The organism is Parasedimentitalea maritima, assembly GCF_005771405.1.
Lineage (GTDB): Bacteria > Pseudomonadota > Alphaproteobacteria > Rhodobacterales > Rhodobacteraceae > Parasedimentitalea > Parasedimentitalea maritima.
In genome coordinates, this window is sequence record NZ_VAUA01000006.1 from 56900 (window position 1) to 69469 (window position 12570).

14 protein-coding genes are annotated in these 12570 nt (G+C 54.4%); 6 read left to right on the forward strand and 8 right to left on the reverse strand.

Going from position 1 to position 12570, the window contains the following annotated elements; translation table 11 throughout:
• Positions 1 to 15: 15 nt before the first annotated feature.
• From tssG to tssA, 8 genes are all read right to left on the reverse strand, one after another.
• On the reverse strand, positions 16 to 1056 hold the full coding sequence (gene tssG / locus FEE96_RS12740; RefSeq protein ID WP_138163475.1) for a type VI secretion system baseplate subunit TssG: 1041 nt from the start codon (positions 1054 to 1056) through the stop codon (positions 16 to 18).
• Entirely contained in the window at positions 1020 to 2897 is a 1878-nt protein-coding gene (tssF, locus tag FEE96_RS12745) for a type VI secretion system baseplate subunit TssF (RefSeq protein WP_138163476.1), read from the reverse strand. Before tssF ends, tssG begins: the two co-directional genes overlap by 37 nt.
• 1 nt (position 2898) lies before the next feature.
• The gene (tssE, locus tag FEE96_RS12750; protein ID WP_138163477.1) at positions 2899 to 3396 is read right to left on the reverse strand and encodes a type VI secretion system baseplate subunit TssE; all 498 of its coding nucleotides are present in this window, start codon (positions 3394 to 3396) and stop codon (positions 2899 to 2901) included.
• A complete protein-coding gene (locus FEE96_RS12755; protein WP_138163478.1) occupies positions 3389 to 4192 on the reverse strand; it encodes a type VI secretion system accessory protein TagJ in 804 nt (267 codons plus the stop codon). The genes tssE and FEE96_RS12755 overlap by 8 nt, the downstream gene beginning before the upstream one ends.
• Before the next feature lie 75 nt (positions 4193 to 4267).
• Positions 4268 to 4768 (reverse strand): Hcp family type VI secretion system effector, encoded by a 501-nt coding sequence (locus FEE96_RS12760; RefSeq protein WP_138163479.1) that lies wholly within the window; start codon positions 4766 to 4768, stop codon positions 4268 to 4270.
• 66 nt (positions 4769 to 4834) lie between these two features.
• Positions 4835 to 6331 (reverse strand): type VI secretion system contractile sheath large subunit, encoded by a 1497-nt coding sequence (tssC, locus tag FEE96_RS12765; protein ID WP_138163480.1) that lies wholly within the window; start codon positions 6329 to 6331, stop codon positions 4835 to 4837.
• An 11-nt stretch (positions 6332 to 6342) separates the two neighbouring features.
• Entirely contained in the window at positions 6343 to 6858 is a 516-nt protein-coding gene (tssB, locus tag FEE96_RS12770) for a type VI secretion system contractile sheath small subunit (RefSeq protein ID WP_138163481.1), read from the reverse strand.
• Positions 6859 to 6924: 66 nt separating this feature from the next.
• Positions 6925 to 7977 (reverse strand): type VI secretion system protein TssA, encoded by a 1053-nt coding sequence (gene tssA / locus FEE96_RS12775; RefSeq protein WP_138163482.1) that lies wholly within the window; start codon positions 7975 to 7977, stop codon positions 6925 to 6927.
• Positions 7978 to 8150: 173 nt separating this feature from the next.
• On the opposite strand from tssA, the gene FEE96_RS12780 reads away from it, so the two are divergent.
• Genes FEE96_RS12780 through FEE96_RS12805 form a run of 6 tightly spaced genes read left to right on the forward strand, consistent with a single transcriptional unit; the run spans position 8151 to position 12458 of the window.
• Positions 8151 to 8996 (forward strand): hypothetical protein, encoded by an 846-nt coding sequence (locus FEE96_RS12780; RefSeq protein ID WP_138163483.1) that lies wholly within the window; start codon positions 8151 to 8153, stop codon positions 8994 to 8996.
• Positions 8997 to 9022: 26 nt separating this feature from the next.
• Positions 9023 to 9442 (forward strand): hypothetical protein, encoded by a 420-nt coding sequence (locus FEE96_RS12785; protein WP_138163484.1) that lies wholly within the window; start codon positions 9023 to 9025, stop codon positions 9440 to 9442.
• A 2-nt stretch (positions 9443 to 9444) separates the two neighbouring features.
• Positions 9445 to 10062, forward strand: a complete 618-nt coding sequence (locus FEE96_RS12790) for a MotA/TolQ/ExbB proton channel family protein (RefSeq protein WP_138163485.1) — start codon at positions 9445 to 9447, stop codon at positions 10060 to 10062.
• A gap of 16 nt (positions 10063 to 10078) precedes the next feature.
• A complete protein-coding gene (locus FEE96_RS12795) occupies positions 10079 to 10495 on the forward strand; it encodes an ExbD/TolR family protein (RefSeq protein ID WP_138163486.1) in 417 nt (138 codons plus the stop codon).
• Positions 10492 to 10899 carry an ExbD/TolR family protein gene (locus tag FEE96_RS12800; protein WP_138163487.1) on the forward strand — a complete coding sequence of 136 codons (408 nt, stop codon included), beginning with the start codon at positions 10492 to 10494 and terminating at the stop codon, positions 10897 to 10899. The genes FEE96_RS12795 and FEE96_RS12800 overlap by 4 nt, the downstream gene beginning before the upstream one ends.
• Positions 10896 to 12458 carry a DUF4384 domain-containing protein gene (locus FEE96_RS12805; RefSeq protein ID WP_138163488.1) on the forward strand — a complete coding sequence of 521 codons (1563 nt, stop codon included), beginning with the start codon at positions 10896 to 10898 and terminating at the stop codon, positions 12456 to 12458. Before FEE96_RS12800 ends, FEE96_RS12805 begins: the two co-directional genes overlap by 4 nt.
• The last annotated feature ends 112 nt before the right edge of the window (positions 12459 to 12570 follow it).

Here is a 12570-nt window from a genome sequence, read left to right on the forward strand (position 1 = left end):
AATACCTTCCTCTACTCATTCACCCTGTGCAGACCCAAGGCCGGGATACAGGTACAAATCATCTACATCTGGTCGTTTTGCATCGGGATCCGGCCGACTGCCTATCCAGCTGGTATGACCCAACCGAGTGCTGCCCCCCAAACTGGCGCGTGGCACTTGATCACCGGCCAGCACCAGATTGACATCCCAATCCAGCACATCCCCAACATAAGACCGCACAATGGACCGCAGGCGGGTCAGTGCTGCGCCTCCGGGCAGCAATCGTTCATAGTCCGCCAAAGTCAGGGGACCGATCCGCAGCCGGAACTTGGAACTCCGGCTCCATACTTTGTCACCAACGCTGGTGGATTGCCCAAGCCCTCCCGCATAGCCCAACTGCCAGCGGTCATCCGGCTCCAACTCCAGCCAACTGCCTATGAATTCCTGTAGCTGCACTGGCACATCAAAGAACGCTGACAAGATGGACACCAAACCTTCGGGGTTTTTGGCGGCTTGTCCTAGGTGGCCGGCAAAATGCAGCTTGGCCATGTCAGGCATCGCGTCACGATTTTGCAAATGGTCACCATGGTACCCGCCCAATGCCGCCACCTGACGCGCCATCGGGTCGTCAGCCCGATCGAAACTCACCGATGGCTGACCCTGTCCCCAGGCCCGATACAACAAACCCATCAGTCGATGCGTAAGCATATCAGCAAAAGCCACCAAAGTTGGATCGCGGTGATTGCGTTTACGATCGCGGGCATACTCGGTCAAATGCAGCGGTAATGGACCCTGAGGGCCAAACAGACCAAAAAAACGATTGGTCAACCGCGCAGGCTGATCACCCTGTGGAGGCTTGAAATCGGCAATAGTACTTGGCGGAAACGCCAGTTCTGCCTCTTGCCCCAAGCGCACCTTATCCTGGCGCGGCCGTCGGCTTTCGCCCAAACGCGGAGCATCGGCATAATGTGCCTCCAACACTCTGAGCGCCTGGAAAACATGGTGCTTTCCAGGGGATTCGACCAGCTGGTCGAAATGGCTCAGATCATCCGGCCCAGACCTGTTTCCGGTCGCCATCTGGCAATTTCCCCACGTTTTTCAGTTGTAAGAACAGTTTCGGTAAATGAATTTATGCTGGCATAGCGCCGCAAGAAACGCTCCAGCACCGCGCCAAGCGCATAGATATTGCTGCCTTCAAAAAAGCTTTCATCAAAGCCCAGAGTAATTTCCAATCCACGCACAGCGGTCGATAGGATCTCGTCGCTCATCCGGCGCACAATGGGCCGGGTTGAAATAGAAACGATGCCCTCAAGCTGCTTTTCGGTCACCCTATTGCCTAGTGGAGCGTATAACCCAACCAACTCGCGCAGTGCCTCCGCAGAATGCCCTTTGCCAGTTTCAGTAACTGAAACGTAGTTTAGACTAAGATGAGAAATCAGCCTCCAGGCGGTATCACCTTGAGCCAGTGTTGGACGCGGCCGCGTAGGTGACACCGGCAAGCTGATCGAAGTAACAGGCCCGCCTTCAGGCAGGTGAAATACGTTCGCATCACCAGTGGCCAGCAACATGGGCAAGTCACGGTTGGTGCACAACGCCTTAACAGCCAGTTGTTCCAGATGTGGCGAGTACGGGGCCTGCGCCCGGTCCACCAATGTCACATAGGTTTCTGACCCGAGGTAAGAACTGCGCACCCCGCGCAGTCTTTCCTTTTCTGAACGTTGCCGCATCCTGCGCTTAAGCGTGTAATAGGCTGGAAATGTTTCACCCGCGGCAGTGAAATCCGTGGCGGAATAAAACGGACGAAATACCACATCGTCCTCCCCCTCGCCACTGATGCCAGCAACGGAACTCAAGCTGTATATCTCGAAATCCAGACCAGCAGTGCGATTGGGAACCACGTGGTGTTCAGTATCATGGGCCGTGATCTGAACCCGGTCACAGCGCTTTTCAAAGAGATTCACAGCTGGCACAGCATTTAGGGTAAAGACCTCAGGCGTCACCACTTGAGCAACTTCGCTCATGCCTTCGCGAAGCAGGATATATATATCGACCTCAGCGCCCTTTGCCCGCTGCAACGCTGGTAAAAGCCCCTGCAATTCGACAAACCGGAATCTTTCGGGCATTGCAAAAAATTCTTGCAACAGACGATAGCCATCAAACACCTGTCTTGGTGTAGGTAACAGGGCCTCTTCCGGATCAAAACCGCGCTGAACAACCCGGCCCTGCGGCAAAGAAATATGCCAATCTGCGCGTCGATCAGTGGACCGAGCAACCAAGCCCTGTACCTGAGTACTCAGCAGTTCCAGCAGCGGCCAACTGTTGCCGCCTGCATTGCCCAGAAAAACCGTCAGCTTATCCATCGCCAAGTCAGAAATTGCTTCGCCATCTGAGCGTCGCAATCGCAATCTTATACCAGCCCGGGCATCAACACCGCCTGCCACCCCAGCGGCCACCAATTCACCACGCCCGTCAATATAGTTGGCCTCTGTGATTTCAATGGGCCACATAGTCATTTCACTGGCAGTACGAAACTCGCAGGCAGTCTGTTCACCTTCTGTCAATCGACTGCGCAGCACTGAACCACGTGGCAGCACATACCCGCTTTTGACAGCTGAATTGGTAATATCAGGCGTTAGCGCAGCAATCATCATCGACGGGGTGGGCGCAAGGTAGTGAGGGTATATGATTTCCAGCAGGTTTGAGGTGAAGTTGGGATATTGCAACTGCAATTCCAACTGCACCCGCGCTGACAGGAACGCCACCCCTTCGAGAAGACGTTCAACGTAGGGGTCCAAAACCTCGACGCCCTCCATACCCAGACGCGAAGCAATCTTGGGATAGGCCTCTGCAAATTCACCACCCATATCGCGCAGGTAGTTTAGTTCGTTTTCATAGTGTTCAAGAAGACGTGTATCCACGCTACACACCCCTTTCCACAGCGACTTCACCCGTGGTCAGATCAACCTTGCTGCGCAGGTACAATTCCAGCGGCATCGGCTGCGCCCACATATCGGCGCGTATATCCAGACCAACAGTCATTTCGGTCTCATCAGTCTCGCTCCGCAAAAGCACGTCTACAGACCCTTCAATAATCCGCGGCTCGTAGGCCGTAACCGCCTGCTCGATCGAGCGGCGGATAGCTTCGGCTTTTTGGTTCGTCGAATATTCACCTGTCACTTCGGCCAAGCCATAGTTAAGTACCGATCGTGCCACTGCCGGATAGCGTTCAACATCAAAGTGAGACTCGGCGTTGTGGGTGTTCAACAGCCAGGATAAATCCCGCTGAATAATTTCACGCAGGCGGTTCAAATCTATCACACGCGAATCTCGGGTTTCTTTCAAATCTCCTGGGTTTTGATCGCTCAGCCGGTCCAGCAATGAGGGCTGCAGGCGTTCGGCTAGTGTCTTGTCAGCCATCGTCTTCCTCAGACCCATCCATTTTCAGTGTACGCAGGTCCATCAGGGCAAAGTCAGCCTGATCGGTGGTCAGCAATCTTTGTCCAGTCCCAACAAAGGTGTCGTCACCAGCATCGGTCCACTCGGTAGCCCGCGCGAGCATCAGTGCAGGGTCCGCCTGTGTCGAACCGGGATATCGGGTGGGAATCAGCGCCGCCAGTTCACCACCATTTGACAAAGTCAGGGTACCCGCAGTCCAGACTGCATCTCGCAGATCACTTGGCGCTTCGACTTCCAGCGCACTAATCTGTGCGAAGGGCAGCCAGAAATAGCGCCCATTTACAATGACCTCAAGGACTGGACCCAGCCGCATATCGGCATCCGCAATCCACTCAAACCGATCACCATTTAGTTCGCCGGTGCTGGCGGGGGCTCCGTCAAAAGCGCGGGCGCGCAGGTCTGCCGCCTCTCGCACTTTGCCTTGGGCCGATAACTTTTGTGCTTCAATCAACAGCGCCAGCCATTCGTCTGGCTCGCCAAAAATCAGCGGATCTTTTTCACCGGCAAAAACCTTTTCCCGGTAAACTTCGCAAATGATTGCCTCCCGATAGGCCTTGGCCATCATCGTTGCGCTTTCATCAAGTTCAGCGCTGAGTTTCAATTGTGCAATGGCACGTTTCCAATCGCCCAACACACAAAGCAATTGAAACAGAAAGATGCGCAATCTGGCATCAGAAGGATCAGCGCGCACCAGATCTTGCAGCGCCACAAGCGCAGCAGCGGGGTCACCGGATTTCAGATGCTCTTCGGGTGTCATTGCAATTCGCTCCGTCGTTTAATTCACAGCGCCAGATGTCTCCGGGCGTAAAACGCCCGGAGCAGCAATGCTGGACTATTCGACTTTGCCAGTCTGAACATTCCACTTGAAGGTACCTTCGGTGGTCAGCTTACCAGTTTTCTGATCGGTCGATTTGTACTCGATCTCAATTCCGGCATAGGCCAGTGACCAGGTCTCTTCTGGAATACCATCTTCGCTGGAAGACAGCGAATAGGTGTCAATCACAACGTCCTTCAACTTCCAGATGCAATAGACCAACAAACCATCAGATGCACTGTCACCGGACCGGCACCAATGCATTTTGATTTCCGGACGCACGGTGCCGTTTGCAACAGACAGTGCAAGGTCATTTGACGCCTTGCCCATCTGTGAAGTCAGCTCGAGTTTACCAAAATTGGAATTCGCGTGCATCCGCTGGGTCGAGCCAAGGTCGGTCATTTCTACCGCCCGCTCAACATTCCAGCTCGCAGATTGCACGACAATCCATTTTTTGTGTCCATCTTCCATTGCGTCGCCGTCAATGTCCGAAATGTCGACAAACATGTTAGCAGCCATTTTTCTATCCTTTCAAATTCAACTACTCGTTACGTGTTTTGCTGGGTTAGCCTGATGAGTGGCAAATCAGGCACCTTTTTCCGAGGGCAGCTTAGATACCAGCCGCAGCGAGACAGAAAGGCCTTCGAGCTGGTAATGCGGGCGCAGGAAAAACTTAGAGCTGTAATAGCCCGGATTGCCCTCGACCTCTTCCACCACCACTTGGGCGGCGGCGAGAGGCTTGCGCGCCTTTTCGTTCTCCGAGGAGATCTCGGCGTTGAAATCAACGTAATTGTTGATCCAATCCTGCAGCCAGGATTCCATGGCCTGGCGGCTTTTGAATGATCCAACTTTGTCTCGGACCATACATTTCAGATAGTGTGCAAACCGACAGGTGGCGAACAAATAAGGCAGTCGCGCACCAAGGTTGGCGTTCGAAGTGGCATCCGGATCATCGTATTCAGCGGGTTTGTGCAGCGATTGCGCACCCATGAACGTAGCCACGTCCGTATTCTTTCGGTGGAGCAGAGGCATCATGCCATTCTTTGCGAGCTCTGCTTCGCGCCGGTCATCAATAGCGATTTCCGTCGGACATTTCTGATCGACACCACCATCGGTGGTCGGGAAAGTATGCGATGGCAGACCTTCCAATGTACCGCCACTTTCAACACCGCGAATACGCGAACACCAACCATAGGATTTGAATGATCGGGTGATGTTCATTGCCATGCCATAGGCCGCATTGACCCAGGAATAATGACCACTGTCAGCGCTGCCTGTATCTTCTTCAAAGGCAAATTCTTCCACTGGATCAGTTTTCGACCCATAGGGCATACGACCGAGGAAGCGTGGCATGGCCAAACCAACATATTTGGCATCTTCACTTTCGCGCAGGCTGCGCCATGCGGCGTATTCCGGCGTTTGAAAGATCTTGGTCAAATCGCGTGGGTTAGATAGTTCCGACCAGCTGTCCATCTGGAACAGCGATGGTTTCGCACCGGTGATCAAAGGTGCATGGGATGCCGCTGCAATTTTGGACAGTTCTCCCAGCAATTCGATATCTGGTGGGGACTGGTCAAAATGATAATCGGCTACCAAAGATCCATAGGGCTCACCGCCCAATTGGCTAAATTCTTCGGTGTAGATTTTCTTAAAGATCGGCGATTGATCCCAAGCGGTCCCTTTGAATTTCTTCAGGGTCTTGTGCATCTCTTTCTTTGAGATGCTCATCACACGGATTTTCAGCTGTTCGTCGGTCTCGGTATTGTTGACCAGATAATGCAGCCCGCGCCAGGCGCTTTCCATCTGCTGAAATTCTTCATTGTGCAGAACCAGATTGACCTGTTCGGTCAGCTTCTTGTCGATCTCGGCAACAATGCTTTCGATAGAGCGCAGCGCGTCATCGCTGATTAACCCGGTATTGGCCAACGCCTGTTCCGCCAGCGTCTTAACTGCGGATTCCACCGCGGTCTTGGCTTGGTCCGATTTGGGCCGGAATTCTTTTTGCAGCAGGTTGGCAAATTCACTGGAGCCAAATGCTTCTTCACCACCAGCGGCTTCTGCTTCGAGTTGTTCTTCAGCCATTGTTACCCTCCTTACTCTTCAGCGTCGCTACTGCCACCCGGCGCTGCCTGCGCCGCGAGGGTTTTCAACAGACTTGGATCCTGAATGATCTTTGCAATCAAATCTTCAGCACCAGTTTTACCGTCCATATAGGTCATCAGGTTGGACAGCTGAGTACGCGCTTCAAGCAATTCACGCAGCGGCGCCACTTTGGCGGCAATTGCTGCTGGCTTGAAATCATCCATGCTCTCAAAGGTGATATCGACCGCGAGATTGCCTTCACCCGTCAGGGTATTTGGCACCGTAAATGCCGCCCTTGGCGCCATTGATTTCATGCGGTCGTCAAAGTTGTCGACATCAATTTCCAAGAACTTACGATCGGCAACACTAGGCTGCTCGACCTCGGATTTGCCAACCAAATCGCTCACCACCCCCATCACAAAGGGAAGTTGAACTTTCTTTTCTGCACCATAAAGTTCGACATCATATTCGATCTGAACTCTGGGCGCCCGGTTTCGCGCTATGAATTTTTGTGAACTGCCGGCCATCTGGTACTCCTTACTCGTCAATCGTTACGCCACCACACCACAGAGAATGGGTGCGGGCGGCAAAATTCAGTCGTCGTCGTCAATGCCCCCGATCAAATGGACATTGCTGATGCCTTGCGGAGCCATGTCGGTAATGATGGCCAGAAAGTCTGCTCCCACCAATCGCTTGGCCCGCTCCAGCAAGACAGGTACCGGACTGGACGGTTCCGCGCGGCGATAATAGCCAATGATCCGGTCCAGGGCATTCGATACATCCGAAGGCGAATTGATTCCCGTCGTCCCGCCCCCTGATGCCGCCATCGCAACTGGGGCTTCGGAACCCGCCTCTGCCCCTTCGGTTTCAGCGCCCTCATCTGTTTCAGCCTCTTCCATGCTGGCATATTCACGCAGACGTTTTCCCATCTGCTGCAGCAATTTGACCAAGGGGTTCAGATCAGGTCCTTGCCCAGGCGTATGTTCATCGAAAGCCGCTGAAATAGCTTTGACGTTGGCTGTCGAAGTGTCGATCGCCTCCACGCGCAGAGCAAGTTCAGCATCATCGCTATCTTGGAATGCCGCGCTGACAGTGGCGGTATCCGGCACGCTCTCCATATTGCTGGGCGCGGGCACCACTCCTTCTGCAACTTCTATATCGCGTAACGAAAACCGGCCAAAACCTCGGCTGTCACTTAATGGTGCACGACGCAGGCTACGATAAACCGGTGAGGGACCTGCCATATCGTCAGGCTGGCCGCAAAGATCCTGCACTGCATTGATCCGCATTGTGGGATCACCGTCATCTTCGTCGAGCTCGGGATGGCAGGTCTCCCAGTATTGCTCCAAGCAGCCACGCAGAAAGGTGGTGGCATCAGCAAAACCGGTCAACCCTTCGGAATGAAGGATGGCATCCGACAGGAATACGGCTGCGCGAATATCGTGACTGCGCTCCAAGACCAGCAGCGCATTTTTCTGAACTTCGCGGTAATCAGGGTCCGAAGCTTCGGTGGTGGTGTCACCCAGAACAATTTCCTCGCCGGGCAAAGCGGCCAGTTCCATGTCCGTGAACGTCGGATCATATTCGAGGTTCTCGCCACTTGGGGCGCCATCCTCTTTGGACTGCAATAGTACAGTCGGATCCATGCAAGCGACCTCCAGAAAATTGGTCTTCGCAGTCCAAGCTTTGCCATCAGGGTAGAGAAATACACCTCAGGAGAAGCTGGATTGCGAAACAATAAACAATAACTTGACCCCAAGTGAGCCTTATCGTTTTGTTAAAGTCAATTAGATTCACCTGTTTTTGTGGAGACCTCGTTATGGTCGCAAGCCGCGTATTGGGCGAAGATGTTAGGTCAATGGTGCGCAAAGGCGCCCGTGAGCGGATGTGCTTTGGCTTTTGTTTGGACAAACAGAACGACCCGTTATTGATGGTCGAGCCGGGTAAAAAGCCCGAAGCTCTGCGTGCTCCACTAAAAAACGAAGGTGGCGGTCCACCAATGATATGGGGCACCTATGTTGTGCGCTCAGATCAGATGGAGATGATCTGCGAGAAAGTATCTGCCAAAACAGTCACCGGGCTGAAAAAGTTTCTGCGCAAGAATCAGCCTAAGGTCAATGTGCTATTCTACGACAAAGGCGGCAACCTTCTGGACAGCCTCAAGCCAGAGAAGTCAGATGGTGTGGTTAGCGACGACAAGGTGTCAGATCTGGCCCCGCCGGGTGACAGCGGCAAGTCTGCACAGGAACTGGTGAAACGTCTGAAGAGGATCCATCCTCGCATCGCTCTGGCCCCTGGTCCATTGGAAATGAAGCTGAAACGCGCGTTGGCCAGATCTGTAAAACTGGTCAACGACGGCAAACTGCAAGAGGCAGAGACGCTCATTACCATGATCGAAATGGCCTTGGCCAAAATAGGCAAGACCATTGAGAATGACAAACGCACCCAAGCCCGTGCGCAACAAAGTCGGGACCGTATGAGCCTGGGCGCAGGCGTAAAACGAGCCCAGGCCCTGCGTGCCAATGTTGCGCGCACCCCTGGCACGACACGCAGTAAATTGGATCGCGCGGTGCACAAGGCTGCCCAATTACTGAAGTCTCGTGACATGAACGGGGCAAACAAAATGATGGACCGCATTGAAAAAGCACTGGCAACGATCAACTGAACAAAAACCGCAAACCGGAGATCCGAATGACATTTAAACACATGGTTGCCGTCTTTTTATTGGCGGCACTGCCTTTGACTGGGCAGGCTGAAACCGGCCAATTGCAGGTCGAACTGAACAAGGTCGAAGAAATTGACGGCGGCGGATGTCGGGCGTTTTTTCTGTTTCGTAACCAGACCGGGAAAAGTTTCTCTGGATTTGAAATGTCATTGGCAATTCTGGATGGACAAGGCGTGATTGACCGTTTGTTGTCTATCGATGCCGCACCATTACCTGTGCAACGCACCACCTTAAAACTGTTCGAAATCCCTGAAATCTCTTGCGGAAACATATCGGAAATACTGCTCCACGACGTGACCTCATGCCAGCCACAAAACGAGGAACAGATGGATTGCTTTCCGATCCTTAATCTGGGATCGAAAACCGCAGCCCAGTTGGTGAAATAGCGATGACCGCATTTTGGGAACTGCTGGGCACCGGGGGACCGGTAATCGCACTGCTGGCGCTTATGTCTGCGATGTCGCTGACGCTTATTGGCGTGAAACTGGCGCAGTTGTGGCGGGTGCGATCAGGCGAAGATATGCGCACAAGTGCCCTAGAGCATTGGAAAGGCGGCGATCGCCACGCGGCAATGGCGGCCGTATCGGATGGCCGCTCTCCGGCCGACCGGGTGATGAGCTATGCCATGCAGGCACTGAACAGTGGACTGAAAGGGCCCCGTCTCGAAGGCGAATTACTGCGGCGGGGCAACGAAGAAGTGGCGCAGATGAACAGCCTGATCCGGTTGTTGGAACTGGTAGCCATGGTGTCGCCATTGCTGGGCCTCTTGGGCACCGTGTTAGGCATGATCCAGTCCTTTCAGGAGTTGGAGTTGGCACAGGGTGCGGCAAATGCCTCGGTGCTTGCGGGTGGTATCTGGCAAGCCCTTTTGACTACGGCTGCCGGGCTATTAGTGGCCATTCCTGCCGCCATTGCTGCTGGGTTGTTTGCTGCGCGAATTGAAGGCGCAGCGTTGCACATAGAAAGCGCGGTTGGGCAGTTGCTGCTGATAAACGAGACCAGCTAGCCTAGGAGGCGGTGCGATGAACCTCAAACGGCAAGCCCAGCCCCGCGCCCTGATTTCATTGGTGCCAATGATCGACGTGATGTTGATTTTGCTGGTGTTTTTCATGGTCACTTCGACCTATCTGAACCTCGATATGATCCCGGCTTTGCGACCGGATACAGACAGCGTATCAACGACCGTGAGTGCGCAACCCGAAGGCTCGATCATAATCCGAATTGGTGCTGATGGCCACGCTGTGCTGCGCGGTCAGCAACTCGACGCTGACGCGGTGACAGACCATCTGACAACTGAGATTGCCCATGAGCCTTTGACACAAGTCCTAATCTTGCCGTCAGGCGCTGCCCCTATGCAGGCCCTCATTTCAGTAATGGACAGCGCAGCATTGGCCGGTGTGCAACGGCTGCGCGTTCTGAGACTGGAGGCCAGCCAATGAAACTAAGTCGCCCCCCTCGCGCAGCACAATCTGAAACGATTATCGCCCTGATCGATGTGGTGTTCTTCCTGCTGGTCTTTTTCATGTTGATCGGACGCATGGACGCCACCGCCCCGTTTGAAGTCCGCCCCCCGATGGCGCAATCAGGGCGCGACATGCCAGCCGGGGGGGTGACCCTGGCCGTAGCCGCAAATGGCTCTCTGGCGTTGGATGGCGACGAAATCAGCACGCAAGACCTGGCAACCGCACTGACCAGCCAACTGACACAGCAACCCGATCTACGCCTACGTATCAACGCACATCGGGCCACCGAACTGCGCCATGTTCTGCCTTATGTGACACAGGCCGAACAATTGGGCGTGCGCGATGTCGTGCTGGTCGTCACTCCAGAGCGTGACGAGTGAGGCTTCGTCCCGGCATATGGGCTGGCGGGATTTTAGGCTCGGCTTTGGCTCATTTGGGATTTGCGGCGCTGCTGCTATGGTCGTTGCGGCCTGATACAGTTGAAAACCAACCCAGCCCTCAAAGCGAACTACAGCTCCAAGCCTACCGCATCCCGCGCAGCGAGGCAGTACCACAAGCTCCAACAGCGGATCCAGCCGCCCAAGCTGACACCCAAGGAGAAGGCCTTGCGACTGGAGAAATTCCTAAATCGACAGCTTTTTCGATGGTGCCCCAAAGCGACCAGATCGAACCCGCTCGCCCCACCAGTACCACGCTCAACGCAGCCAGAGATCCGGCTCCGCAGGCTACACCTTTAGCACCGACCCCTGCCACACTGCTCCCCGCGCCTTCTCCAAGTGATCAAGTTGTTGCAACAGCGCCAGCGGTAACACCTCTTGTCGTAAGTGAAGCGATGGTTGCAGACGTAACAGCGGCGGCTACGCCTGAAGTTTCTTTGACGAAAGCCGTGCCTCTGCCAGTTTTGCAGTCCTCCTCAATCGCCCAACCCTCACCCGTACCGCTGGCCCAGGCTCCTACCACAGCAGACGCAGCACCGGTACTTGCCCCCGACGCGCAACCATTGGACAATACGCAACCCACGAGCACGCAAAGCTTGCAACAAACCCCGGATGCAACCGCTTTGACTGAACACCCTCCTGCCCCGGTTACTGCCTCACTGTCCAAGCCAGATGTGCCCCACATTAAGGCCGCGTTGGCTTTTTCTGGCGATGGGGCCGGTCAGGCTGACCCAGTGTCACTGGCTGCTTTCCAGAGCTTTATGCAGCCCGGTGACATCAGCGCAGCGGGTGATCCGTTGCGCGATGGGGTGTCAGGGATTCTGGCTGCGGTGCCATGTTCGCGTTTGCAAGTCGTGTTTGATCCTGAAACTGCAACACTCAATCTGCGCGGCCATCTCCCAGAAACCGGATTACGCGCCCCGGTTCTGGCGGCTCTACAAGCGCAAATGGGAGCTGACATTCAAGTCTCGGATCAAATGAAAATTCTACCCCGCCCGCAATGTGGTGCACTGGCAGGAATTTCAAATGTCGGACTGCCCCAAAGTACCGACCAAATCACCAACCCCCGGCTAATTGGCGCTGACACCCACGCCCGAGTGCTGGATTACGTTGGCGGCGATCGTCTCTTTTTTGATCTGACTGCACCAGACTATGACGCTTATGTATATGTTGATTACTTTGATGCAGGCGGAGATGTGCTGCACTTATCTCCCAATGCTGCAGCCCCTCTTTCGCTGACCCCGGCCCAAAACCGCTTGCGGGTAGGTGCCAAAGCCGCTTCAGATCCGGGACTGCAAATCACTGTAGGACCGCCCTATGGTCAGGAAATTGCTGTTGCTTTTGCTGCATCACACCCGCTGTATTCGGATTTACGTCCGATTAGCGAAGAGGCCGCGCCCTATTTGACCTGGCTGTCAGAACGCGTCAGCGAAGCACGCGCTGCACATGCCGATTTCAAAGGGGAATGGGTCTATTTCTTTGTGTCCACCACGACGCAATAAGGGTACAAATGCTCCCCTTACGACCAGATCATACCTGTTGCAGCCGCCCCGAGGACATAGCTGCAATTGACCACATAGACTGGAGTGTCAGCAGTGCACGTCAAGAAGGTGG